The following is a 23,751-nucleotide window of genomic DNA, read 5'->3' as shown; positions in this document are numbered from 1 at the left end:
CAGGGCCGGGCCGCGCCCGCCGGCATTTCCCGCGCCCGCCCGGCATGCTACCCGGGGGCGAGCGCGAGGAACCGCCATGAACACGATCGCTCCCCGTCCCGTCGACGCCGTCATCGCCGCCCTGCGCGAATTCCTCGGCGACCGCCTCTCCACCGCCCAGGCGGTGCGCGAGCAGCATGCCCGCGGCGAGGACCAGACCCCGCCGACCCTGCCCGACGCCGTCGCCTTCGTGGAGAGCACGGAGGAGGTGAGCCGCATCCTCACCCTCTGCCACCATCACGAGGTGCCGGTCGTCGCCTTCGGCGCCGGCACCAGCCTCGAGGGGCATGTCAACCCGGTGCGGCGCGGCATCTCGCTCGACCTCTCGCGCATGACCCGGGTGCTGGAGGTCAATGCCGAGGACATGGACTGCCTGATCGAGCCGGGGGTGACGCGGCAGCAGCTCAACGACTTCCTGCGCGACCAGGGCATGTTCTTCCCGGTCGATCCGGGCAGCGTCTGCACCATCGGCGGCATGTGCGCGACGCGGGCCTCGGGCACCAATGCGGTGCGCTACGGCACGATCCGCGAGAACGTCCTCGGCCTCGAGGTGGTGCTGGCCGATGGGCGGGTGATCCAGACCGGCGGGCGGGCGCGCAAGGGCGCCAATGGCTACGACCTGACGCGGCTCTTCATCGGCTCGGAGGGCACGCTCGGCGTCATCACCAGGATCCGGCTGCGCCTGCACGGCATTCCGGAGGCGATGAGCGCCGCGGTCTGCCAGTTCCCCGACCTCGCCGCGGCGGTGAACACCACCATCGTCACCATGCAGTCCGGCATCCCGGTCGCCCGCATCGAGCTGCTCGATGCCGACCAGATGGAGGCCTGCATCCGCTATTCGAAGCTGGAAGGCTTCCGCAACACGCCGACCCTGTTCCTCGAATTCCACGGCACCGCCGCCGCGGTGGCCGAGCAGGCCGAGGCGGTGCAGGCGATCGCCGCCGATTTCGGCGGCGAGGGCTTCACCTGGGCGACGGATACCGAGACGCGCAACCGCCTCTGGCAGGCGCGGCACGACGCCTATTGGGCGGGCATGGCGCTGAAGCCCGGCTTCCGCGGCATCACCACCGATGTCTGCGTGCCGATCTCGAAGCTGGCCGATGCCATCCTCGGCGCCAAGCAGGATGCGATCGAGGCCGGCTTCACCACCTGCATCGTCGGCCATGTCGGCGACGGCAATTTCCACCAGATCATCCTCTTCGACCCGAACGACCCGCAGGGCCTGGACAAGGCCTGGGAGCTGGACCGGAAGATCGTCGCCCGCGGCCTCGCGCTCGGCGGCACCTGCTCGGGCGAGCATGGCGTCGGCATCGGCAAGCGGGAATTCCTCGAGGTCGAGCATGGCGCCGAGGCGCTGGCGGTGATGCGCAGCGTCAAGGCCGCGCTCGACCCGAAGGGCATCCTCAACCCGGGCAAGATGTTCCGGAACTGAGGCGGCGCGGTCCCGGCCGCGCCCACAGGCAAGACCAAGGGGGAAACGTGCCGCGACCACGCGGCCCCGAGCTGCCGATCCTGGCGCTCACGCTGGGCCATGTCTTCTCCAACGCCGTGCGCACCCTGCCGGCGATCGCCGCCGACGTGCTCTCGCGCGATCTCGGCCTCACGCCGGAAAGCCTGGCGGCGCTGACCGGCGCCTTCCCGGCCGCCTTCGCGCTGGCCATGCTGCCGGTCGGCATCGGGCTCGACCGCTGGGGGGTGCGGCGCACCGCGCTGGTGCTGCTCGGCATCGGCGCCCTGGGCTGCGCCATCGCCGCCTTCGCCACCGGGCCGCTCGGCCTGCTGGTCGCGCAATGCGTGCTCGGCATCGGCTGCTCCGGCGCGCTGATGTGCCCGATGACCTATGCAGCGCGGGCCATGGACGGCCACCGCTTCGCCCTCTGGTCCGGCATCATCCAGGCCTTCGGCAATTCCGGCATGCTGCTCAGCGCCTCGCCGCTCGCCCTGCTGGTGGAATGGCAGGGCTGGCGCGCCGGCTTCTGGGCCTCGGGCGGGCTGGCGCTGCTCGCCTTCCTCGCCGTCGCGCTCACCGTGCAGCCGGCGCCGCCGCCGCGCTCCGCCCGGCGCTCGCTCTGGCAGGATGCGCGGGAGATCCTGGCGATCGCCGCCTCGCCGCGGCTGCGGGCGCTGATGGTGATCGCCTTCGCCAGCTTCGCCGCCGTGCTCGGGGTGCGCGGCCTCTGGGGCGGGCCCTGGCTGATGGAGGCGAAGGGGCTCAGCCGGGTGCAGGCGGGCAATGTGCTGCTGCTGGTGGCGGCCGCCCTCGTCATCGGGCCGGCGCTGGCCGGCGTGGTGCAGCGGCTGGTCGGGCGGCCGGTGCTGCTGCTGGCCGGCAGCCACCTGGCGGTCGCCGGGCTGATCCTGCTGCTGCCGGCGGGCGGGCCCGGCGGCTGGCTCTCGGCCCTGCTCGGCGTCCCGGCCCTGCCCGCCGGCTTCGACGCCGCCGTCATGGTGGTCTTCGGCCTGGTCATCTCCTTCCAAATCCTGGTCTTCGCCCAGGTGCGGGCGGCGGTGCCGCCGGAGCAGACCGGCCGCGCCCTCTCGGCCAACAACGTCGCCTTCTTCGGCGGCGCGGCGGTGCTGCAGGCGGTCTCCGGCCTCGCCGCGCGCTGGGGCGGCATCGGCGCGGCGCTCTCGAGCTTCGCGGTGGCGCTGGCGGTCTGCGCGCTCGGCTATCTCTGGCTGCGGCGGACGGGGCGCTGAGACGACCGCGGCCGCCCCGGGCGGCTCATAGCAAGCGCACGAGGTTCCGACCTGCGACCCGCAGGGCCGAGCGCCCGAATGGGCGCCGCGCGTCGCGCCGTCAGGCGCGCCTGACGGCGCGAAGGCCCCGGCAAACCGGAGGGTTGCACCCGGCGCTTGAGGGGCAGGACGGTGCAACCGTCCCGCGCTCGATCTCAGTGGAAGAGCCGGGGCAGCCAGAGCGACAGGGCGGGGATGTAGGTGACCAGCCCCAGCACCACCAGCATGGCGAGGTAGAAGGGCCCGCTGGTCTTGGTCGCATCCCACATCGAGACCTTGCCGACGGCGCAGGCGACGAAGAGCGCCGGGCCGACCGGCGGGGTGATCAGCCCGATGCCGAGATTGACGATCAGCACCACGCCGAACTGCACCGGGTCCATCCCCAGCGCCTTCACCACCGGCAGGAAGATCGGCGTGCCGATCATGATCAGCGGCGCCATGTCCATGAAGGTGCCGAGCACCAGCAGGATGACGTTGATCAGCAGCAGGGTGAGGATCGGGTCCTCGGTGATGCCGCGCATGACGGCGACGGTCTGCGCCGGCACCTGCAACAGCGCCATCAGCCAGCCGAAGGCGGTCGCCGTGCCGATGATGAGCATGACCATGCCGGTGGTGCGCACCGCCCCGCCCACCGCCTCCCGGAACCCCTCCCAGCCCAGGCTGCGATAGACCAGCAGGGTGACGAGCAGGGCGTAGATCACCGCGACGCAGGCGCTCTCGGTCGCGGTGAAGATGCCGCTGCGGACGCCGGCGAAGATGATGACGATCAGCATCAGCCCCGGCAGGGCGCCGATGGCGAGCCGCAGCAGCGCCGCCCAGCCCGGGAAGGCCTCGCGCGGATAGCCGCGGCGGATGGCGACCAGCCAGGCGACCACCATCAGCGCCAGCATCATGACGAGGCCGGGGATGATGCCGGCGGTGAAGAGGTCGGCGACGCTGATCGCTCCGCCGGCAGCGATGACGTAGAGAATCATGTTGTGGCTGGGCGGGATCAGCAGGTCGATCAGCGCCGCATTCGCCGTGATGTTCACCGCATAGTCCGGCGCATAGCCGCGCGCCTTCATCTGCGGGATCATGACGCCGCCGACCGCGCTGGCATCGGCGACCGCCGAGCCGGAGACGCCGCCGAACAGCGTCGCGGCGAGGATGTTCACCTGCCCCAGCCCGCCGCGCAGATGCCCCACCATCGCCGCCGCCAGCGCCACCAGCCGGTCGGCGATCTGGCCGCGCAGCATCAGGTCGCCGGCGAAGACGAAGAAGGGGATGGCCAGCATGGAGAAGACGTTCATGCCGGAGGCGAGCTGCTGGAACACCACCACCGGCGGCAGGTCCATGTAGAGCACGGTGGCAAGGGTCGCGGCGCCGAGCGCGAAGGCGACCGGCGTGCCGATCAGCAGCAGCAGCGCGAAGCCGCCGAGCAGGACGGTGAGTTCCACGGAGGCGTCCTTCTGGCTGGCGGGGCCGGGATGCCCGGCGGGCCGCCTCAGGCGTCGGTGAGGATCGTGTGCTCCGGCATTCCGGCCGGTGCCTGGCCGGTGACGGCATGCGCCAGCAGCCGCTCCAGCCCGAACAGGGCGATGAGCAGCCCGCCGAGCGCGAGCGGCAGGTATTCCACCGTGCCCGGCAGGCCGAGGGTCGGCAGCGTCGCGTCCCAGACCTCGAGCGCCAGGTCGCCGCCATACCAGGCCATCGCCGCGCCGAAGAGGGTGACGGCGAGGTCCGACAGCACCCGGAACAGCCGCGCCACCGGCGCCGGCAGCGCCTCGCGCAGCGTGTCGAAGCCCATATGGAAGCCCTCGCGCACCCCGACCGCGGCGGCGCCGAGGATCACCCAGCCGAGCAGCAGCAGCGCCGAGGCCTCGGCCCAGGCCGGCGTGTCGTTCAGCACGAAACGGCCGAAGACCCCCCAGGCGACGATGAGCACCATGGCCACCATCGCCACGCCGGAGAGGAGGATGGCGCCGCGCGCCACCAGGGCGAGCGCGCCGCCGAGGCGGCGATGCAGCGCCTGCATGGCGCTCAGGCCGCCCGGATGCGCTCGACCAGCGCCTTCAGCTTCGCGTCCTTGACGAACTGGTCGTAGACCGGCTGCACCAGCCTGGCATAGGCCGCCTTGTCCGCCTCGACGATCTGCGCGCCGCCGGCGACCACCTTGGCCAGCGCCTCCTCCTCCATCGCCACCCAGAGCTTGCGCATATGCGGCACGCTCTCCTTCGCGGCCTGGCGGATGATCTCCTGGTCGGGCTTCGCCAGCTTGTCGTAGCTGCGCTTGCTCATCGCCAGGATCTCGGGCGAGAGGCTGTGCTCGGTCTTGGTGTAGTACTTCGCCACCTCGAAATGGCGGGAGGTGTAGTAGGTGGGCACGTTGTTCTCGGCGCCGTCCACCACGCCGGTCTGGATGGCGGAATAGACCTCGCCGAAGGGCAGCGGCGTGGCGTTGGCGCCGAAGGCGCGCATCAGCGCCACCCACATGTCGCTCTGCTGCACGCGGACCTTCAGCCCCTTCAGCGCCTCCGGCTCGGCCACCGCGCGGGGCCTGGTGTAGAAGCAGCGCGCGCCGCTGTCGTAGTAGGCGAGCGTCACCAGCCCGTGCGAGGCGGTGTCCTTGCCGATATCCTCGCCGATCGGCCCGTCCATCACCGCCTGCATATGGGCGGTGTCGCGGAACAGGAAGGGCAGGCCCACCACCAGCGTGGCGGGGACCAGGTTGTTCAGCGGCGCGGTGTTGACGCGGGTGAAGTCGATGACGCCGAAGCGGGTCTGCTCCAGCGTGTCCTTCTCCTCGCCGAGCTGGCGGGAATGGAACATCTGGATCTTGATGCGCCCCTCGGTGCGCTCCTCCACCAGCCGGCCCATCAGCTTGACGCCCTCGATGGTGGGATAGCCATCGGGGTGGATGTCGGCGGCGCGGAGCGTGATGCCGGCCGCCGCGGCGCGGTTGGCCAGGAAGGGCGCGGCCAACGGGGTGGCGAGCGCGGCGCCGAGCAGGGCCCGGCGGGATGCGGTGATCGTCATCGGACCTTTTCCTCCTCGGCCGGGATGGTCTTCCGCCACGCCGGATCCGAGCATCTGCTATATCAGATAGCAGAGCCTTTCGAAACAGGCATTCACGTCATGCGGCGGCGTCGCGCCGGAGCAGGCCCCAGCCGGCCAGGAGGTCGCGCAAGGCGGCCGCCGAGCCGGGCGGCAGCGGCCAGGCCGCCGGCGGCCGCGCCGCCCCGACATCGATGCCGGAGAGGGCGAGCGCCGCCTTCACCACGGCGACATTGGCGCCGTTCTGCTCCTCCGCCCGCAGCGCCTCGAAGCCCTGGATGGCGGCGATCCCGGCATTGGCCGCGGCGAAATCGCCCTTGCGCAAGGCGGCCAGGATGGCGACGGACCGCTCCGGCAGCAGGTTGATCAGGCCCGAGGTGAAGCCCTGCGCGCCGAGCGCGGTCATCGGCGGCGCCCAGGGCTCGGCGAGGCCGCAGATGAAGGACACCTCCGGCCCGGCGCGGCGGATCGCCTGCGCCAGCACCATGAGGTTCGGCGTCGCCCATTTCACCCCGACCACGCCCGGGATCCGCGTCAGCGCCTCGATCGCCGGCAGGCCGAGGCCATCGTTGCGAAGATAGAGCACGACCGGCAGACCGGCCGCCTCGGCGATCGTCGCGACATAGGCGACGACGCCGCGCGGCGCGACGAAGGGATCGGGCGGCTGGTGCACCATGACGGCGTCGGCGCCATCGGCCCGGGCGCGCCGCGCCAGGGCGCAGGCCTCGCCGAGGCTGCGGCCGACCCCGGCGACCACCGCGGCCCGGCGGCCGACCAGCGCCGGCACCTCGGCCTGCATCCGCTCCGCCTCGGCATAGCTGAGGCCGTAGAACTCGCCGGTATTGCCGTTGATCGTCAGCGCATCGACGCCGGCGGCCGCGGCGCGGGCGATGATGGGCGCGAGGCGGGCCGGCGCGAGGCGGTCCTCGGCATCCATCGGCGTGACGAGGATGCCGGAGATGCCGGTCAGCGCGGCGCGCAGCCGGTCGGGCGGGAGGGTCATACGGGCGGCGTCCTCGTCTTCGGGCCTGGGGTCTTCAGGCCTTGGGTCTTCAGGCCGTGCGGCAGCAATCCGCCGACCTCGAGCGAGCGCAGGACATGCGCCCGCATGCGCGCCTCGGCCGTCTCGGGATCGCGCGCCTGCAGGGCGGCGAGGATGCCGGCATGCTCGGCGAGCGCCCGCGGCAATTCCTCGGGCGTGGCGTTCAGGGCACGGACGCGCCCGAAATGGTCATAGGCACGCAGCGCGGCGAGGGAGCGGATGAGGAAGACGTTGTCCGTTGCCGCATGGATCAGGGCGTGGAACCGCTCATTCGCCTCCGAGACGCGCTCCGGCCGCCCGGCCTCGGTCGCCGCCCGCATCGCCGCCAGCTGGGTCGCCAGCGCGGCCAGTGCCGCGGCATCCGCGCGCTCCGCCGCCAGCGCCGCCGCGGCGCCCTCCAGCGCGGCGCGAATCCGTCCCATCTCGGCCTGCCGCGCCGGGCCGAACTCGGCGACCACGGTGCCGCGGCGGGGCAGGGTGATGACCATGCCGTCCTGTTCGAGGCGCCGCAGCGCCTCCCGCACCGGCTGGGCGGAGATGCCCAGCGCCTGCGCCAGGCTGCGCTCGGAGACGCGGCTGCCGGAGGCGAGGGTTCCCTGGACGATGGCGTCGCGCAGCCGGCGATAGGCGCGCTCGGCGAGCGAGAGCGTGTCCTCCTCGGCCAGCCTTTCGACCGGATGCGGTGCGGCGGCGCTCATGGCCTCTGCCATAGCAGATGGCAGGATGTGAAGAAACCCACGCCGTCGTGCGAAACCCCTGTGTCCGGGATTGGCTAAAGCCGCTGGGGCAGAGTGGAGGCCACCATGGCCGAGGATATGGACGAGATGGATGGAGAGGACGGCTTCATCCTGTGGGAGGGCTGGATGTTCGGCGTGGTGATGTTCCCCGTCGCCCTCGACCAGATCCGGCAGTACCCCCCCATCAACGACAACCAAGCGGAGCGCTGACCCGCCGCCGGAACCGCCAGGGGCGTGCCGGCTTGCCGGCCTGGCGCGGCGGCGCCAGCATCCGCCCATGCAGCACATCGCCGACGCCGCCGCCGCCCTTGCCAGCGGCCGCCTCTCCGCCGCCAGCCTGGTCGATGCCGCGCTCAACCGCATCGCCGATCCGTCAGGCGAGGGAAAGCGCGCCTTCACCGCCGTGCATGCCGAGGCCGCCCGCGCCGAGGCGCGCGCCCTCGACGCGCTGCGCCATGCCGGCCGCGCCCCGAGCCCCTGGGCCGGCATCCCGGTCACGGTGAAGGACCTGTTCGACGAGGCGGGCCACCCCACCCCCGCCGGCTCCGCCGTGCTGCGGGACGCGCCGCCGGCCGCGGCGGATGCGCCGGCGGTCGCGCGGCTGCGGCGCCTGGGCTTCGTGGTGATCGGCCGCACCAACATGACGGAGTTCGCCTTCTCCGGCCTCGGCGTGAACCCGCATCACGGCACGCCGCTCAGCCCCTGGGACCGGGCGACCGGGCATATTCCCGGCGGCTCCTCCGCCGGCGCGGCGGTGGCGGCGGCCGACCATATGGGCTTCGGCGGCCTCGGCACGGATACCGGCGGCTCCTGCCGGGTGCCGGCGGCGATGTGCGGCGTGGTCGGCTTCAAGCCGACGGCGCGGCGAGTGCCCATCGCCGGGGTGCTGCCCCTGGCGCCGAGCCTCGATTCGGTGGGGCCGCTCGCCCGCAGCGTGGCCTGCTGCGCCCTGCTGGATGCGGTGATCAGTGGCGAGGAGCGGCCGCAGCCCCTGCCGCAGCGCCCCGTCGCCGGGCTGCGCCTGGCGCTGCCCCGCGGCACCTTCCTCACCGAGGAGATGGACCGCACCGTCAGCCATGCCTTCCAGCGCGCCCTGGCCCGGCTGGCGACGGCGGGCGCGCGCATCGAGATGCTCGATATCCCCGAGCTCGCCGAGTTGCCGGTGGTGAACGCGACCGGCGGCTTCGCCGCCAGCGAGGCCTGGGCCTGGCACCGCAAGCTGATCGCCGAGCGCGGCAACGCCTACGACCCGCGCATCCTCGCCCGCATCCGGCGCGGCGAGCGCATGTCGGCGGCCGACTACATCGAGCTTGTGGGCCATCGCGCCCGGCTGATCGCGGCCATCGCCCGCCGCACCGCCCCCTTCGACGCGCTGGTGACGCCGACCTGCCCGATCGCGCCGCCGAGCCTTGCCGATGTCGAGCCGGAGGCGGGCTACAACCGCCTCAACCTCCTTCTGCTGCGCAACACCGCGGTCGGCAATTTCCTCGACCGCTGCAGCATCAGCCTGCCGATCCATCGCCCCGGCGAGGCGCCGGTCGGGCTGATGCTCACCGGCGAGACGATGGGCGATGCCCATCTCCTCGCGGTGGCGCAGGCGGTGGAGACGGCGCTGGCGGCGTGAGCCGCCGCCCCGCGGGGGCTCCTACTGGGCACAGGAAGGCTTCACCTTCCTGCGCCCGCCATCAGGCCAGGACGTAGTCGCCCCAGAGCGTGACCGAGGCGACGCCGAGCAGGGTGATCGATTCGCCCGCCGCGAAATGCAGCACGGTGTTCGCGCCGGCCTGGGTCACGCTCATCCCGGGCAGTTCGGCATGGAAGGCCGAGAGCACCAGCCGGTCGGCGCCGGCGCCGAAATCGGTGACCACGACATTGCCGCAGCCGGGGGCCAGGACGAAGAGATCGGCCCCCGCGCCGCCGGTCAGGGTGTCGCTGCCCGCCCCGCCCTCGATCCAGTCATCCCCGGCGCCGCCATCGAGGCGATTGGCGCCGGCATTGCCGAAGATGCGGTTGGCCAGCGCATTGCCGGTGCCGTCGAGATTGGCGGTGCCGGTGAGGATGAGCTTCTCCAGATTGGCGCCCAGCGTGTAGCTGATGCTGCTGCGGACGACATCCATGCCCTGGTCGGCAAGCTCGACCACCAGGTCGCGCGCATCGTCGACGGTGTAGCTGTCATCCCCGGCACCGCCGCTCATGGTATCGGCGCCGCTGCCGCCATCGAGCTGGTCGCTGCCCGCGCCGCCGACCAGCGTGTCGTTGCCGCCATAGCCGTAGAGGCGCGAGCCGGCGGCATTGGCGGTGAGGCGGTTCGCCAGCTCGTTGCCGGCGCCGCCGATCACCGCCGTGCCGGTCAGCACCAGGTTCTCGAGATTGGCGCCCAGCGTGTAGCCGATCGAGCTGCTCACCGTGTCGGTGCCCTGCCCGGCCAGCTCGACCACCCGGTCGCCGAGGGCATCGACGATATAGGTGTCGTTGCCGGTGCCTCCGGTCATGGTGTCGTCGCCCGCGCCGCCATCGAGATAATCGTCGCCGGCGCCGCCATCGAGGCGGTTGGCGCCGGCATTGCCGAAGATGCGGTTGGCCAGCTCGTTGCCGGTGCCGTCGAGATCGGCGGTGCCGGTGAGGATGAGCTTCTCCAGATTGGCGCCCAGCGTGTAGGTGATGGCGCTGCGGACGAGATCGCCGCCCTGATTGGCGAGCTCGATCACCACGTCGCGCGCATCGTCGACGAAATAGGTATCGTCGCCGAACCCGCCGATCATCAGATCGACGCCGCTGCCGCCATCGAGCTGGTCGTTGCCCGCGCCGCCGACCAGCGTGTCCTCGCCGCCATAGCCGTAGAGGCGCGATCCGGCGGCATTGGCGGTGATCCGGTTCGCCAGCTCGTTGCCGGCGCCGCCAAGCGCCGCGCTGCCCGTCAGCACCAGGTTCTCGAGATTGGCGCCCAACGTGTAGCCGATCGAGCTGCTGACCGTATCGGTGCCCTGCCCGGCCAGCTCGACCACCCGGTCGCTGAGGTTGTCGACGACATAGCTGTCATCGCCCAGGCCGCCCAGCATCCGGTCCTTGCCGAGGCCGCCATCGAGGGTGTCGTCGCCGGTGCTGCCGATGAGGTAGTCGTCGCCGGCCAGCCCGAACAGCGCCGCGTGCCCCGCCTTCGCCACCAGCCGGTTGTCGAGCGCATTGCCGGTGCCGGTCAGCGTCCCGGTTCCGGTCAGCATCAGCGTGTGCAGGCCATCCGGCAGCACGGCGCTCACCGCGCTGACCAGCGTGTCGCTGGTATCGACATGCGCGGCGATGGTCTCGGCCGAGTAGGAATAGGCCCGGACATAGTCGATGGACATGTCGGCGCTGGCCCCGGCCGCCGCCGTCGCATCGCTGACGGCGAGGTTGAGCAGCATGTACATCGGGACCTGCATGTCCGCAGGCGTCAGGGTGCTGGCCACCTCGACGCCGTCGATATACCAGCGGATCTCGTCCGGCAGCCAGCTCACCGCATAGGTGTGGTAGCCCGAGGCGATGTCCGGGAAGGCGACCGGGATGCTGACCGAGCTGCGCGTCGCGCCGTTGCTGGTATGGGCGGTGACCTGGGCGGTCGGGTCCCCGGTGCCGAAGCTCTCCAGGATATCGAGCTCCGGCGGCCAGCCGCCGGTCGCCGGCAGCATCCAGAAGGCGGGCCACCAGCCCGTGCCATCCGGGATGTCGATCCGCGCCTCGAAATACCCGTAGAGCTGGCTGAAGGATCCCTGGCTGGTGATCAGCCCGGAATTATAGGGGAGGTCCAGCGCATTCTCGCCGGGCGAGGCGGTGATGACGAGGGCGCCGTCCTCGAGGCGGAAGGGCGACTGGCCGAGCGTGGCGTCGGTGAAATACTGCTTGTCGCCGTTGCCCGGATAGGCCCTGTCGCCGCCGGTATAGGTGGTCCGCCAGCCTTCGCTGCCATCCACCGACCAGACGAAGCTATCGAATTCCTCGGCGAAGGTGAGCGTCATCGCGACCGGATCGGCCGGCAGCAGGAAGTCGCCTGCGGAGAAGTCGGCGACGCTCCGGTTCAGGAAGGTGATGCCCTGCCCGCCGCCGAGATCGAGCTCCACGGTCTCGCCGTTCTGCCGCAGGGCGGCGAGGACGGCCGCAGCGGTGGCGAAGCCGTCGAAGGCGGCAAGGTGCAGGCGGTCGGTGCCGGTCTCGAAATCGGTGATCACGTCCCAGCCGCCGCCGGCCAGGAGCTGGAAGACATCGGCGCCGCCGCCGCCCGTCAGCAGGTCGGTGCCGCCGCCGCCGTTCAGGATCTGCGCGTAGTCCCCGCCCTCGATCCGGTTGTTGAGCTCGTTGCCGCCGCCATAGCCGCGATCGGCCTGGACGATCAGGTTCTCGACAGCCTCCGGCAGCGTGAAGGCATCGGCCGTTGAAATGACCGTATCGATTCCCTCATCGACCACCTCATGGACGAAGTCATAGTGGTTGCCGACCTGATAGGTGTCGTCGCCGGCGCCGCCCTCGAGCGTGAGGCGGGCGCCGGTGTCGGGCCCGGCCAGCCCGTCATCGGCCGGGCTTCCGGTGACGAGGAGCGCCTCCTGCCCGCCGATGATCCACTGCGTCGGCGTCCCGGTCCGCGGCAAGGCCAAGGCCGTCAGAAGAGCCGCGTCAGCCACGCTGATATTGGCGTCCGCCATAACGTCACCCCGAGCGGTAAGCCCCACTGCCCCCCGATGGGCCAGGCGGGCTCTCCCGTTTTGTTTCGTTCATAACGGCCTGGACACCTTATGCTGGCAATACAGTTCGTGTTCACAACGATGAGTTGTAACATCCTGAACAGCAGAAGGTCTGTCGCGCCCTGTTTCGCCCTTACGGTCCCGGCTCTGGAGCTGGACCGACCAGGCGCGGCCCCGGCGGAGAAGGTCGGACCGGCCGGTGGCAGGGCCGGCCATGGGCCGGACCCCTCGCCGCCCGCGCTGCCGCGCCATCCGGGCCGCCGCGCCCGCAGCCGGCCGCCATGGCGAGGCCCCTGGCGGGACGGGCCCGCGGGACGCATTGCTCGATTGTAAGCAGCCTCACATCTCCCGTTGAGACGGGTTGGGCGATCTTGCGCATGTCGTCCTGAAGCCCCTCGGGGTTCGGACGGACGGCGTTCGGCGGCGGCTATTTCCCGGCAAGCCGTCGCCAGACTGGTGGCCTCCGGGCCGCCAACGGGCCGGCTGGATTCGTCCGGCCGGCCCGTTTTTTTAGCTGCGCGATGGCGGGCCCTGCGCCTCCAGAAGGGCCAGCAAGCCCTCCAGCAGGCGCGTCGGGGTCGGCGGGCAGCCAGGGATGATCAGATCCACCGGCAGGGCCGCGGCGACGCCGCCCTCCACCGCATAGCTGTCCTTGAACAGGCCGCCATCCACCGCGCAGTCGCCGACCGCCACCACCCAGCAGGGATCGGGCGTGCAGGCGCGGGTGCGCAGCAGCGCCTCCTTCATGTTGCGGCTCAGCGGCCCGGTCACCAGCAGCACATCGGCATGGCGGGGCGAGGCGACGAAACGCAGCCCGAAGCGCTCCAGGTCGTAGAGGACATTGCCGAGGGCGTTGATCTCCAGCTCGCAGGCATTGCAGCTTCCGGCATCCACCTGGCGGATCGCCAGGCTGCGGCCGAGCCGCGTCTGGGCACTCTCCTCAAGCCGCTGGGCCAGCGCCTGCACGACCTCGGACGAGACGGTGGGCGGCGGATCGGTCAACGGCCGACGGGCCAGGTTGCGGGCGAGGCGCGGCCAGAGCGTCATGCGCCGTCCTCCGCGGCGGGCGGCGACGGCGCATGGAAGGTCAGCCGGTTGCCGAAGGGATCGGTCACGCTGAACGCATGCTCGCCCCAGGGCTTGGATTCGATCCCCGGCCGCGCATGGCGGTAGCGGGCCGCTGCCAGCGCCGCGTGCAGCGCCTCCAGCCCGCCCTCGCCCGACACATGGATGCGCAATGCCGCGCCCGGGCAGGCATCGCCGTGATGCTCGCTGAGATGCAGCACCAGCGCGCCGCGCGAGACCTGGGCATAGAGCGGCAGGTCCGGCGCGAAGCGATGCTCCCAGTCCCAGCTCATGCCGAGGAAGCCGACATAGAACTCCCGCGCCTTCGCCTCGTCGAAGATGCGCAGCACCGGCACGGGCGGAGAGAAGGTGACGGTCACAGGTCCACTCCGCTGTAGGAGCAGTTGAAACTCTTGTTGCAGAGCGGGAAGTCGGCGACGATGTTGCCCTCGATCGCCGCCTCCAGCAGCGGCCATTGCAGCCAGGACGGGTCGCGCGGGAAGGCGGCGCGCAGCAGCCCGGCCCCGTCGAGCGCCACCCAGTGCAGGCACTCGCCCCGGAAGCCCTCGACCAGCCCGATCCCCTCGCCGGCGCGGCGCGGCAGCGCCGTGGTCAGCTCGCCCGCCGGCAGGTCGCCCAGCCAGGCGCGCACCAGCCGCAGGGATTCACCGAGCTCGGCGACGCGGATGCGCACCCGCGCATCGACATCGCCCTGCTCGCGCACCGGCACCTCGGGCGGCAGCGCGTCATAGGGCGCATAGGGCGCGGCGGTGCGGGCATCGAAGCCGCGGCCCGCGGCGCGGCCGACATAGCCGCCGGCCGCGAAGCGGGCGGCCAGCGGCGCCGGCAGGATGCCGGTGCCGACCACCCGGTCCTGCAGGCTGGCATGGCCGTCATACACCGCGACCAGGCCGGGGATCGCCGCCTCCACCAGCGCGAGGGCGGCGAGGATCGCCTCCGCGCCGCCGGGCGCGAGATCCTCGGCCACGCCGCCCGGCACCACCCGGTCCATCATCAGCCGATGACCGAAAGCCGCGGCAATGGCGCGCAACACCCCCTCGCGCAGCACGCCGCATTGCGCATGCGGCCAGGCGAAGGCGGCGTCGTTGCAGACGAAGCCCCAGTCGTTCAGGTGGTTGTGGATGCGCTCCAGCTCCGCCATCACGCCGCGCAGCGCGATGGCGCGCGGCGGCGGCGTGACGCCGAGCGCCGCCTCCACCGCCCGCGCGAAGGCCCAGCCATGCGCGACGGTGCTGTCGCCGGAGAGCCGCGCGACGAGCCGCGCCGCCGCCGCCGGCGGCTTGCCCAGCATCAGGCCGATCAGCCCCTTATGGACATAGCCGAGCCGCTCCTCGAGCCGCGCGACGGTCTCGCCCTGGACATGGAAGCGGAAATGCCCCGGCTCGATGATGCCGGCATGCACCGGCCCGACCGGGATCTGGTGCACCCCCTCGCCCTCGACGCCAAGGAATTCCGGCTGCGGCACCGGCGCGGCATTCGCCTCCGGCCGCGGCGCGAGCGGCGCCGTGACGGGCCAGCGGCCATGGTCCAGCCAGGGGCGGAGATCGACCGCCCCCTCGGCGACATGCCCCCAGAGATCGTGCAGCATGCGCTCGAAGCGCACGGCGCCCGGCCGGGCGGGCGAGAGCGCGGGGAAGCGGCCATCGGCGGCCGGGCAGGAGGCGAGCAGCATCGCCCCCTCCCCCGCCAGCCAGAAGCCGGCATGCACCATGCCTGGCTCGGCCCAGAGCGCCAGCAGCGCCGGTTCCGGCGCGGCGGCCAGGGCCTCGGCCATGGCGCCCCATTGCGGCCGGGTCAGCAGGAAGCGCGGCCAGGGACGGCACTCCTGCGGCGCGCCGCGGCGGATGATCTCGACGGCGCTCATCCCGGGATCCTCGCCGCGGCGGCGAGCAGGGCGGCGAAGGGCGCCGGCAGGGCAAAGCCGAGCAGCAGGGCGAGGCCGAGATGCGCCCAGATCGGGCCGAGCGTGGTGCGCCCCGTCCAGCCCGGCGGCGCCGTCGCCGCATCCGGCGTCGGCTCGCCGAGGCAGAGCGCCTGCAATATCTGCAGCTTGGCCGCCGCCGCCGTCAGCAGGCCGAGGCCGAGCGGCAGGATCAGCCACCAGCGCGAGGCGGCGGCGTCGGAGACGATGAGAAATTCGCTGGCGAAGAGCGCGAAGGGCGGCAGGCCGGCGACGGCGCCGATGGCCAGCGCCAGCCCCCAGCCGAGGCCGGGATGGCTGGCGGCGAGGCCGCCGATCGCCGCGGTCTTCTGCGATCCCTTGAGCTGCGCCGCATGGCCGACGCCGAAGAAGACGGCGGATTTGCAGAGCGAATGGCCGAGCATGTGCAGCAGCCCGGCGAGGTTGGCGGTGGGCCCGCCGAGCCCGAAGGCGAAGGCAGCGAGGCCCATATGCTCGATGCTCGACCAGGCGAAGAAGCGCCGCGCGTCGCGCCGCCGCCACAGGGTGAAGGCCGCGAGCAGCAGCGAGGCGAGGCCGAAGGCGATAAGGAAGGGCCCCGGCGACACCGCGCCGGGATGCACCCCGACGACCGCCTTGGCGCGGATCACCGCATGCAGCGCCGCGTTCAGCAGCAGGCCCGACAGCACGGCGGAGATGGCGATCGGCCCCTCCGCCTCGGCATCCGGCAGCCAGGAATGCAGCGGCACCAGCCCGGCCTTGGTGCCGTAGCCGACGAGGAGGAAGACAAAGGCGAGGTTCAGCACGCCGGGGTCGCAGCGCTCGGCGAGCCCGTGCAGCACCGTCCAGGACAGGCCGGAATCGCCGTGCCCGACGAAGGGCTGCGCCGCGAGATAGAGGATGATGGTGCCGAAGAGCGCGAGGGCGATGCCGACGCCGCAGAGGATGAACAGCTTCCAGGCCGCCTCGATCGCCGCCGGCGTGCCGTGCACCGCGACGATGAGCACGCTGGCGAGCGTCGCGATCTCGATCGCCACCCACATAACGCCCATGTTGTCGGCGAGCAGCGCCAGGGCCTGCGCGCCCATGAAGACCTGGAAGGCGACATGGTAGGCGCGCAGCCGCAGCGCATCGAACCGCTCCGCCCCGACCGCGCCGAGCGAGAAGATGGCGGTGGTGAGCCCGATGACGAAGGAGAGCAGGACCAGCGGCAGGTTCAGCGCATCGACATGCGTCCAGCCCTCGACGCCGCCCGGATGCCGGAGCAGGAACAGCGCGAGGCCGAGGCTCGCCGCCGAGACGGCGATGTTGGCGAGCGCCGCCGGCCGCTCCCGCGGCAGCAGGGCGAGCAGCAGCGCCCCGGCCCAGGGCAGGAAAACCACGGCCCAGGAGAGCGGCATCACTCCGCCTCCCCGCGATGCCGCTCGAGGAAGCCGGTGTCCACCGTGTCGAAGCGCTCCCGGATCTGGAAGACGAAGACGCCGCCGACGACGAGCAGCATCATCACCAGGGCGGCGGTCGAGAGCTCGACCACCAGCGGCATGCCGGCGACGCCGACCGCGGCGAGGATCAGCCCGTTCTCCAGCGTCATCAGCCCCGCCACCTGCAGGATGGCGTTGCGGCGGGTGATCATCATCAGCATGCCGAGCAGCACCACCGAGAGGGCGAGCGCCAGGTCCTCCCGCGCGATGGCGCGGCTGCCGGCGGTGATCGGCAGCACCACCAGGATGGCGAGCGCGACCAGCGCGACGCCGGCGACGAGGCTCGGCCCAATGCCGAGCGCCGTCTCCACCGTGCGGTGCAGGTCGAGCCGGCGCAGCAGGGTGCGGAGCGCGAGCGGGATCAGCACCGCCTTGGCGCCGAAGGCGATCAGCGCCGTCAGGTAGAGCTGCGGCGCGCCCTGCACCAGCGCCTGCCAGGCGGCGGCGAGGGCGAGGATGCCGCCCTGCAGGGCGAGGGCGTTGATCACCGCGCCGACGCGGCGCTGGTAGAGCAGCACGAAGGAGAGCAGCAGCATGCCGCCGCCCAGCAGGTGCGAGACGTCGTAGGGAAGCTGGCCGAAGCTCATGCCAGCCCCGTGCTGACGAAGAGCAGCGCCGCGCCGAGCAGGGCCAGCAGCAGCGCGGCGCCGAGGAACTCCGGCACCCGGAACACCCGCATCTTGGCGATCGCGCTCTCGAACCACGCCAGGGCGAGGCAGAGCACGCCCATCTTCAGCAGCCAGGCCAGCAGGCCGATCGCCCAGGCGAGCGGCCCGCTGCCCGCCGGCGCGGCGCCGAAGGGGACGAAGATGGCGGCGATGAGGGAGAGCCAGAGCGTCAGGCGCAGCGCCGCGCCATAGTCCCAGAGTGCGAGGTGCCGGCCGCTGCTCTCCAGCAGCATCGCCTCGTGCACCATGGTGAGCTCGAGATGCGTCGATGGGTTGTCGACCGGGATGCGGCCATTCTCGGCGATGGCGACCGCCAGCATGGCCATGGCGGCGAGGCCGAGCGAGACGCGCAGGCCGAGCGCGCCGTCGCGGAAGGTGGCGGCGATCAGGTCGAGATTGGTGTTGCCCGCCAGGATGGTGAAGTTCAGCACCGAGAGCAGCAGCGCCGGCTCGGCGAAGGCGGCGAAGCTCATCTCCCGCGCCGCGCCCAGCCCGCCGAAGGCGGTGCCCACATCCATGCCGGCCAGCGCCAGCGCCATGCGGGCCAGCGCCAGCAGCCCGGCCAGCAGGATGAGGTCGGCGAAGGGGGCGAAGGCCATGCCGTGGCTGAAGCTCGGCACCAGCGCGGCGGCGAGCAGGCAGGCGGCGAAGGCGACATAGGGCGCCGCCTCGGAGACGATGGAGGCGTTCTCCGCCAGCACCGGCCGCTTGCGCAGCAGCTTGTCGAGGTCGCGCAGGGGCTGCAGGGGCGAGGCGCCGCGCCGCCCCATCAGCCGCGCCTTCAGCCAGCGGGTGACGCCGAGCAGGAGCGGCGCCGCCGCCAGCATGAGCAGCAGGTGCAGGAGCTGCGTCAGGATGGCCCCGAAGACCTGCACTCAGCGGGCCTCCAGCCAAGCCAGCAGCGCCAGCAGCCCGACCAGGGTGGCGAAGCTGAGGGAGAGGCAGCGACGGATGGTGAGGTGACGCAGCCGGTCCGCCTCGGCGGCGATGCGGTCGCGCAGCCGCGCGACCGGCGCCAGCAGCAGCGGGCCCGAAGGGTCGGTGAAACCGGCGGCATAATGGCCCGGCCGCGTCTCGCCCGGCGCCGGCATGTCAACCGTCTCCCCGGCCCGCAGCAGGGACTCGCCGAGCATGCGGCGGAGGGGCTGGGCGATGCCGGCCGCCCCCGGCTGGGTCAGCGGATCGCCGAAGGGCAGGTGCGGCGGCGGCTCGACGAAGCCGCAATTCCAGACCGGCCCGCGCGCGGTCGCGGCCGGCGAGCGGCGGCGCACCAACATCCAGGTGATGCCGAGCAGCAGCGCCAGCAGCAGGGCGATGACGAGCGGCGCGTAGCCGGTGGCGCCCTCCCCGGCCGCCAGCCAGGTGCCGCGCGCCGGCACCCGGATGACGGGCCCGACGAGCCCCTGCAGCGCCGGCGCGGCGAGGCCGAGCACGAAGCCCGGGAACAGGCCGAGCAGCACGGTCAGCCCGGCCGGCAGCAGCAGGGCGGCGCGCTCGAAGATTGGGGCCTCGCGTGCCCCGGCGCCGCGCGGGCTGCGCGGCCGGCCGAGGAAGACGAGGCCGAAGAACCGCAGCATGGCCGCCGCGGCGAGCGCCGCGGCCATCGCCGCGACGGCCGCGCCGGCGGCGGCCAGCACCTGGAAGCCGATATCGCTCACCCGCCAGCCGGCGAGCAGCGCCTGCAGCAGCAGCCATTCGCTGGCGAAGCCCGAGAGCGGCGGCAGCGAGGCCGCGGCCGCGACGCCGATGAGCGCCGCGAGGGCGGTGACCGGCATGGCGTGGATCAGCCCGCCCAGCCGGTCCAGCCGGCGGCTGCCGGCGCCGTGCAGCACCGCGCCGGCCATCAGGAAGAGGCCGGTCTTGAAGACGCCGTGGTTGAGCGCATGCAGCAGCGCCGCCCCGGCGGCGAGCGCCGCCAGCGGGCCGAGATCGGCGCCGCGGAAGGCCAGCGCCAGGCCGAGGCCGATGGTGATGAGGCCGACATTCTCGATGGTCGAGCAGGCGAGCAGCGTCTTGGCGTCGTCCTCGAGGTTGGCGCGCAGCGCGCCGAGCAGGGCCGAGGCGGCCCCCAGCACGAGCAGCGGCACGCCCCACCAGGAGGGCTGCGCCGGGCCGCAGAGATCGAGCAGCAGCCGCGCCAGCACGTAGAGCGCGATCTTGGTCATCGCCCCCGACATCAGGGCCGAGACATGGCTGGGCGCCGCCGGATGGGCGAGCGGCAGCCAGGCATGCAGCGGCACCAGCCCGGCCTTGGCGCCGGCGCCGAGCAGGCCGAGCAGCAGCACCGCGGCGGCGCGCCAGCCCTCCGGCGGCGCGGCGCGCATGGCGGCGAAGTCGAGCGCGCCCGCGCTGCCGGCCAGCAGCCCGAAGGCGGGCACCAGGCAAGCGCCGGCGAGCACCGCGAAGCCGAGATAAAGCCGCGCCGCGGCGCGGTTCTCCGGCCGCTCATGCTCGGCCGCGACCAGCGCCCAGGAGGCGAGGGACATCAGCTCGAAGCCGAACAGCAGCAGGAAGGCGTCGGTCGCGGCGAGCGTCAGGGCCATGCCGGCCAGGAAGAGCGGGAAGGGCGGCAGCGCGCGCGGCGGCAGCGGGTGGCCGCTGGCCCCGTCATCCATGGCGAAGAGCGAGGCGGCGCTGCCGGCGATGCCGAGCAGCAGCAGGAACCAGGCCGACAGCCCGTCGAGGCCGAGGCGGGTCGGCGCCCAGGGCGGCCCGAAGGGCAGGGGCTGCGACTCGACCGGCTCGCCGGTCAGCAGCACGCCCAGCGCCACGGCGACAAACCCGAGCGATGCGATCAGGCATCCCGCATGGAGGACCAGCCCCGCCCTGGCATGGCGACCGAGCGGCACCGCCACCGCCGCGAGCAGGACCAGGACCCAGAGACAGAGCGCGAAGAGCGTCAGCACGGGAACGGGAGGCGGGCCATCACGTCCACGAGCTTAGTCCTCCATCGCCGCTGCGGCGAGGGGGGATCGGCCCAGAAACGGCACGATTCCCGCTCTTAACAAGCACGCAACAAGAGGTTAGTTAGGCCGGTCCCGCTTGCCGTCATGGCGCGGGCGCAGCGGGAGCCAGCACAGACACATGGATCGTCGTGGATTCATCGCCGGCGGGGCCCTTGCCGGAACCGCCGCCTTGGCTACTCCTGCCCTCGCGCAGGGCGCGCTGCCGGAGGTCCGGTGGCGCTGCGCCTCCTCCTTCCCGCGCTCGCTCGATACGATCTTCGGCGCGGGCGAGCATGTGGGGAAGCGCGTCGCGGCGCTGACCGACGGCAAGTTCCAGATCCGCGTCTTCTCGGCCGGCGAGTTGGTGCCGGGGCTGCAGGTGGCCGATGCGGTCCAGGGCGGCACGGTGGAATGCGCCCATACGGCGAGCTACTACTTCGTCGGCAAGGACCCGACCTTCGCCTTCGACGCCACCATCCCCTTCGGGATGAACACGCGGCAGATCAATGCCTGGCTCTATGCCGGCGGCGGCCGCGAGCTGCTGCAGGAATTCTTCGCCGGCTACAACATCCACTCCATCCCCTGCGGCAGCACCGGGGCGCAGATGGGCGGCTGGTTCCGCAAGGAAATCAAGACGGTCCAGGACCTTTCGGGCCTGAAGATGCGCATCGCCGGCATCGCGGGCAACATCATGCAGAAGCTCGGCGGGGTGCCGCAGCAGATCGCCGGCGGCGACATCTACCCGGCGCTCGAGAAGGGCACGATCGACGCCGCCGAATGGATCGGCCCCTATGACGACGAGAAGCTCGGCTTCAACCGCGTCGCGCCCTACTACTACTATCCGGGCTGGTGGGAAGGCGGGCTGAACCTCTCCTTCTACGTGGCCAAGGCCAAGTACGACGAGCTGCCGCAGGTCTACAAGGACGTGCTGGAGAGCGCCTGCCGCGACGCGACGCTCGAGACCATGGCCAAGTACGACGTGCAGAACCCGCAGGCGCTTCGCCGCCTGGTGGCGGGCGGCGCGCAGCTTCGCGTCTTCCCGCGCGAGGTGATGCAGGCCTGCTACAAGGCGGCCTTCGAGCTCTACGAGGAGACGGCGGCGAAGAACGCCGCCTTCAAGAAGGTCTACGAGCCCTGGAAGGCCTTCCGCGACCTCGAATACCAGTGGTTCCGGGTGGCCGAGAGCACCTTCGACAATTTCGTCTATCTGATGCACGCTCAGGAACAGCAGCCGCGCCGCTGAGACGCTGCGTCCATAAACGCGCCCCATCCCTTTTCGCCAGTGGGTGGGTGCGCCAGGGAGGTAACACGCGCCCATGGGTCCCCTGCTCGCCTTCAGCCGTGGCGTGGACAGGCTGAACGCCGCGATCGGCAAGCTGGCCGACTGGGCCGTGCTGCTGTCCTGCGCCATCTCCGCCGGCAATGCCTTCGTGCGCTACGGCATCTCCTACTCCTCGAATGCCTGGCTGGAGGTGCAGTGGTACCTCTTCGGCGCCACCGTCATGCTCGGCGCCTCCTACACGCTGTTCCGCAACGAGCACGTCCGGGTGGACCTGCTCTATTCCAGCCTGTCCGAGCGGGCCCGGCTCTGGGTGGATGTCTTCGGCTTCACCTTCTTCATGCTGCCGGCGGTCACGCTGCTCGCCTGGATGACCTGGCCCTTCTTCCTCGACAGCTTGGTGCGGTCGGAGGGCAGCCCGAATGCCGGCGGCCTGCTGCGCTGGCCGGTGAAGATCCTGCTGCCGATCGGCTTCTTCCTCCTGATGCTGCAAGGCATCTCCGAGCTCATCAAGCGCGTCGCCCTGCTGCGCGGCGTCTCCCCGCAGGCCGAGGTGGTGGTCGAGTACCACCGCCCCGAGCAATAAGACCCTCGCCAGGACCCGCGCCCCTATGACCATCGACATGGACGTGATGGCGCCGCTGATGTTCGGCGGCCTGGTCGTCTTCCTGCTGATCGGCTTCCCGGTCGCCTTCAGCCTCTCCGCCGTCGGCCTGTTCTTCGGCTTCCTCTCGATCGAGCTCGGCTTCTTCACGCCGGCCTATCTCGGCAACCTGCCGCTGCGGGTCTTCGGCATCATCGCCAACGACCTGCTGCTGGCCATCCCCTTCTTCACCCTGATGGGGGCGATCCTCGAACGCTGCGGCCTGGCGGAGGATTTGCTGGAGGGCACCGGGCAGCTCTTCGGCAAGGTGCCGGGCGGCCTCGCCTATGCGGTGATCCTGGTCGGCGCCGTGCTCGGCGCCATCACCGGCACGGTCGCCGCCTCGGTCATCGCCATGGGCATGATCAGCCTGCCGATCATGATGCGCTACGGCTATGACATGCGCATCGCCACCGGCGTCATCGCGGCCAGCGGCACCATCACCCAGGTGATCCCGCCGAGCCTCGTCCTCATCGTGCTCGGCGACCAGCTCGGCAAGTCGGTCGGCGACATGTATGCCGGCGCCATCGGCCCCAGCATCCTGCAGGTGCTGCTGTTCATCGGCTTCATCGTCGTCGTCAGCATCTTCCAGCCGCATCGCGTGCCGCCGCTGCCGGACGAGGCGCTGACGCAGCGCGGCTGGGCGCTCTGGTGGCGGGTGCTGAAGGGCATGGTGCCCTCCGTCGTCCTGATCTTCCTCGTGCTCGGCACCATCTTCCTCGGCCTCGCCACGCCGACCGAGGCGGGAGCGATGGGCGCGGTCGGCGCCGTCGTCCTCGCGGTGGTGAACCGCCGCTTCAGCTGGGACCTGCTTTGGCAGGCCACCCAGAACACCATGCGCATCACCGCCATGGTCATCTTCATCCTGATCGGCGCCACGGTGTTCAGCCTGGTCTTCCAGGGCGTGGACGGGGCGATCTGGATCGAGCACCTGCTCTCGAAGCTGCCGGGCGGCCAGGTCGGCTTCCTGATCTTCAGCCAGATCTTCATCTTCTTCCTGGCCTTCTTCCTCGACTTCTTCGAGATCGCCTTCATCATCATCCCGCTGCTCGCGCCGGTGGCGGCGAAGCTCGGCATCGACCTCGTCTGGTTCGGCGTGCTGATCTGCGTGAACATGCAGACCAGCTTCATGCACCCGCCCTTCGGCTTCGCCCTCTTCTACCTCCGCGGCATCGCCCCGAAGGAGGTGCGCAGCCGCGACATCTACTGGGGCGCCATCCCCTGGGTCGGGCTGCAGCTCATCCTGGTCGCCATCGTGATCTTCTGGCCGGCGAGCGTGACCTACTGGCTCGACAAGAGCACGGGCGTCGACCCGAGCACGGTCCGCATCGAGGTGCCGCTGCCCGACCTGCCGGAGGATGACGCGCCGCCGGTCTTCAAGTAGCGCCGGCGCCGGCGGCGCCCTCCCGCCGGCCCCCTCCCACCGGTTCCCAACCCGGGCGGCCCC

General features: G+C 71.8%; 20 protein-coding genes. 7 read left to right on the top strand and 13 right to left on the bottom strand.

All coding sequences use genetic code 11. The features are described 5' to 3' along the window. The first annotated feature begins 76 nt into the window (after nucleotides 1-76). The gene (locus tag DOO78_RS17290; RefSeq protein ID WP_111471114.1) at nucleotides 77-1,471 is read left to right on the top strand and encodes an FAD-binding oxidoreductase; all 1,395 of its coding nucleotides are present in this window, start codon (nucleotides 77-79) and stop codon (nucleotides 1,469-1,471) included. A 47-nt stretch (nucleotides 1,472-1,518) separates the two neighbouring features. Next, nucleotides 1,519-2,739, top strand: coding sequence for an MFS transporter (locus DOO78_RS17285; RefSeq protein ID WP_165838948.1), 1,221 nt, complete (start codon nucleotides 1,519-1,521; stop codon nucleotides 2,737-2,739). A 194-nt stretch (nucleotides 2,740-2,933) separates the two neighbouring features. On the opposite strand, the gene DOO78_RS17280 is transcribed toward DOO78_RS17285, so the two are convergent. From DOO78_RS17280 to DOO78_RS17260, 5 genes are all read right to left on the bottom strand, one after another. Further along, the gene (locus DOO78_RS17280) at nucleotides 2,934-4,214 is read right to left on the bottom strand and encodes a TRAP transporter large permease (RefSeq protein WP_111471112.1); all 1,281 of its coding nucleotides are present in this window, start codon (nucleotides 4,212-4,214) and stop codon (nucleotides 2,934-2,936) included. A 47-nt stretch (nucleotides 4,215-4,261) separates the two neighbouring features. Further along, nucleotides 4,262-4,792, bottom strand: coding sequence for a TRAP transporter small permease (locus DOO78_RS17275; RefSeq protein WP_111471111.1), 531 nt, complete (start codon nucleotides 4,790-4,792; stop codon nucleotides 4,262-4,264). 5 nt (nucleotides 4,793-4,797) lie between these two features. Next, nucleotides 4,798-5,793, bottom strand: a complete 996-nt coding sequence (locus DOO78_RS17270) for a TRAP transporter substrate-binding protein (protein WP_111471110.1) — start codon at nucleotides 5,791-5,793, stop codon at nucleotides 4,798-4,800. Between the two features lie 97 nt (nucleotides 5,794-5,890). Further along, nucleotides 5,891-6,814: a dihydrodipicolinate synthase family protein gene (locus DOO78_RS17265; protein WP_111471109.1), complete on the bottom strand. Its 924-nt coding sequence runs from the start codon at nucleotides 6,812-6,814 to the stop codon at nucleotides 5,891-5,893. Next, a complete protein-coding gene (locus DOO78_RS17260; RefSeq protein ID WP_111471108.1) occupies nucleotides 6,811-7,551 on the bottom strand; it encodes a GntR family transcriptional regulator in 741 nt (246 codons plus the stop codon). The genes DOO78_RS17265 and DOO78_RS17260 overlap by 4 nt, the downstream gene beginning before the upstream one ends. Before the next feature lie 105 nt (nucleotides 7,552-7,656). Between DOO78_RS17260 and DOO78_RS27590 the strand changes: the two genes are divergently transcribed. Together DOO78_RS27590 and DOO78_RS17255 are read left to right on the top strand one after the other, a co-directional pair. After that, nucleotides 7,657-7,800, top strand: coding sequence for a hypothetical protein (locus DOO78_RS27590; RefSeq protein ID WP_165838947.1), 144 nt, complete (start codon nucleotides 7,657-7,659; stop codon nucleotides 7,798-7,800). Nucleotides 7,801-7,867: 67 nt separating this feature from the next. After that, nucleotides 7,868-9,214, top strand: coding sequence for an amidase (locus tag DOO78_RS17255; RefSeq protein ID WP_111471107.1), 1,347 nt, complete (start codon nucleotides 7,868-7,870; stop codon nucleotides 9,212-9,214). Between the two features lie 61 nt (nucleotides 9,215-9,275). On the opposite strand, the gene DOO78_RS17250 is transcribed toward DOO78_RS17255, so the two are convergent. The 8 genes from DOO78_RS17250 to DOO78_RS17215 all read right to left on the bottom strand — a co-directional run bounded on the left by DOO78_RS17250 (nucleotide 9,276) and on the right by DOO78_RS17215 (nucleotide 20,343). Further along, nucleotides 9,276-12,209 (bottom strand): family 16 glycosylhydrolase, encoded by a 2,934-nt coding sequence (locus tag DOO78_RS17250; protein WP_165838946.1) that lies wholly within the window; start codon nucleotides 12,207-12,209, stop codon nucleotides 9,276-9,278. 603 nt (nucleotides 12,210-12,812) lie between these two features. Then, a complete protein-coding gene (locus tag DOO78_RS17245; RefSeq protein WP_111471105.1) occupies nucleotides 12,813-13,349 on the bottom strand; it encodes an NADH-quinone oxidoreductase subunit B family protein in 537 nt (178 codons plus the stop codon). Then, a complete protein-coding gene (locus DOO78_RS17240) occupies nucleotides 13,346-13,747 on the bottom strand; it encodes a glyoxalase superfamily protein (RefSeq protein ID WP_111471104.1) in 402 nt (133 codons plus the stop codon). The genes DOO78_RS17245 and DOO78_RS17240 overlap by 4 nt, the downstream gene beginning before the upstream one ends. Further along, the gene (locus tag DOO78_RS17235) at nucleotides 13,744-15,252 is read right to left on the bottom strand and encodes a hydrogenase large subunit (RefSeq protein ID WP_111471103.1); all 1,509 of its coding nucleotides are present in this window, start codon (nucleotides 15,250-15,252) and stop codon (nucleotides 13,744-13,746) included. The genes DOO78_RS17240 and DOO78_RS17235 overlap by 4 nt, the downstream gene beginning before the upstream one ends. Beyond that, a complete protein-coding gene (locus DOO78_RS17230) occupies nucleotides 15,249-16,688 on the bottom strand; it encodes a hydrogenase 4 subunit F (RefSeq protein WP_111471102.1) in 1,440 nt (479 codons plus the stop codon). Before DOO78_RS17230 ends, DOO78_RS17235 begins: the two co-directional genes overlap by 4 nt. Continuing rightward, complete coding sequence (locus DOO78_RS17225; protein ID WP_111471101.1) at nucleotides 16,688-17,356, bottom strand: hydrogenase-4 component E; 669 nt, start codon at nucleotides 17,354-17,356, stop codon at nucleotides 16,688-16,690. The genes DOO78_RS17230 and DOO78_RS17225 overlap by 1 nt, the downstream gene beginning before the upstream one ends. Next, complete coding sequence (locus DOO78_RS17220) at nucleotides 17,353-18,312, bottom strand: respiratory chain complex I subunit 1 family protein (RefSeq protein ID WP_243634582.1); 960 nt, start codon at nucleotides 18,310-18,312, stop codon at nucleotides 17,353-17,355. Before DOO78_RS17220 ends, DOO78_RS17225 begins: the two co-directional genes overlap by 4 nt. Further along, entirely contained in the window at nucleotides 18,313-20,343 is a 2,031-nt protein-coding gene (locus DOO78_RS17215) for a proton-conducting transporter transmembrane domain-containing protein (RefSeq protein WP_111471100.1), read from the bottom strand. It lies immediately after the preceding gene. Nucleotides 20,344-20,572: 229 nt separating this feature from the next. Between DOO78_RS17215 and DOO78_RS17210 the strand changes: the two genes are divergently transcribed. From DOO78_RS17210 to DOO78_RS17200, 3 genes are all read left to right on the top strand, one after another. Continuing rightward, nucleotides 20,573-21,625: a TRAP transporter substrate-binding protein gene (locus DOO78_RS17210; RefSeq protein WP_456309609.1), complete on the top strand. Its 1,053-nt coding sequence runs from the start codon at nucleotides 20,573-20,575 to the stop codon at nucleotides 21,623-21,625. A 73-nt stretch (nucleotides 21,626-21,698) separates the two neighbouring features. Continuing rightward, nucleotides 21,699-22,247: a TRAP transporter small permease subunit gene (locus DOO78_RS17205; protein ID WP_111471098.1), complete on the top strand. Its 549-nt coding sequence runs from the start codon at nucleotides 21,699-21,701 to the stop codon at nucleotides 22,245-22,247. 25 nt (nucleotides 22,248-22,272) lie between these two features. Then, nucleotides 22,273-23,688: a TRAP transporter large permease gene (locus DOO78_RS17200; protein ID WP_207802950.1), complete on the top strand. Its 1,416-nt coding sequence runs from the start codon at nucleotides 22,273-22,275 to the stop codon at nucleotides 23,686-23,688. The last annotated feature ends 63 nt before the right edge of the window (nucleotides 23,689-23,751 follow it).

The organism is Roseicella frigidaeris, assembly GCF_003258945.1.
GTDB lineage: Bacteria > Pseudomonadota > Alphaproteobacteria > Acetobacterales > Acetobacteraceae > Paracraurococcus > Paracraurococcus frigidaeris.
The sequence above is the reverse complement of the archived record's forward strand: the minus strand, read 5'-3'. Positions and strand labels throughout refer to the sequence as shown.

Excerpts from the sequence above, each read along its gene's own strand:
- DOO78_RS17245 (WP_111471105.1), bottom strand. The coding sequence starts at position 13,349 with ATGACGCTCTGGCCGCGCCTCGCCCGCAACCTGGCCCGTCGGCCGTTG.
- DOO78_RS27590 (WP_165838947.1), top strand. The coding sequence starts at position 7,657 with ATGGCCGAGGATATGGACGAGATGGATGGAGAGGACGGCTTCATCCTG.
- DOO78_RS17255 (WP_111471107.1), top strand. The coding sequence starts at position 7,868 with ATGCAGCACATCGCCGACGCCGCCGCCGCCCTTGCCAGCGGCCGCCTC.
- DOO78_RS17270 (WP_111471110.1), bottom strand. The coding sequence starts at position 5,793 with ATGACGATCACCGCATCCCGCCGGGCCCTGCTCGGCGCCGCGCTCGCC.
- DOO78_RS17290 (WP_111471114.1), top strand. The coding sequence starts at position 77 with ATGAACACGATCGCTCCCCGTCCCGTCGACGCCGTCATCGCCGCCCTG.
- DOO78_RS17200 (WP_207802950.1), top strand. The coding sequence starts at position 22,273 with ATGACCATCGACATGGACGTGATGGCGCCGCTGATGTTCGGCGGCCTG.
- DOO78_RS17275 (WP_111471111.1), bottom strand. The coding sequence starts at position 4,792 with ATGCAGGCGCTGCATCGCCGCCTCGGCGGCGCGCTCGCCCTGGTGGCG.
- DOO78_RS17265 (WP_111471109.1), bottom strand. The coding sequence starts at position 6,814 with ATGACCCTCCCGCCCGACCGGCTGCGCGCCGCGCTGACCGGCATCTCC.
- DOO78_RS17205 (WP_111471098.1), top strand. The coding sequence starts at position 21,699 with ATGGGTCCCCTGCTCGCCTTCAGCCGTGGCGTGGACAGGCTGAACGCC.
- DOO78_RS17230 (WP_111471102.1), bottom strand. The coding sequence starts at position 16,688 with ATGCCGCTCTCCTGGGCCGTGGTTTTCCTGCCCTGGGCCGGGGCGCTG.
- DOO78_RS17260 (WP_111471108.1), bottom strand. The coding sequence starts at position 7,551 with ATGAGCGCCGCCGCACCGCATCCGGTCGAAAGGCTGGCCGAGGAGGAC.
- DOO78_RS17235 (WP_111471103.1), bottom strand. The coding sequence starts at position 15,252 with ATGAGCGCCGTCGAGATCATCCGCCGCGGCGCGCCGCAGGAGTGCCGT.
- DOO78_RS17225 (WP_111471101.1), bottom strand. The coding sequence starts at position 17,356 with ATGAGCTTCGGCCAGCTTCCCTACGACGTCTCGCACCTGCTGGGCGGC.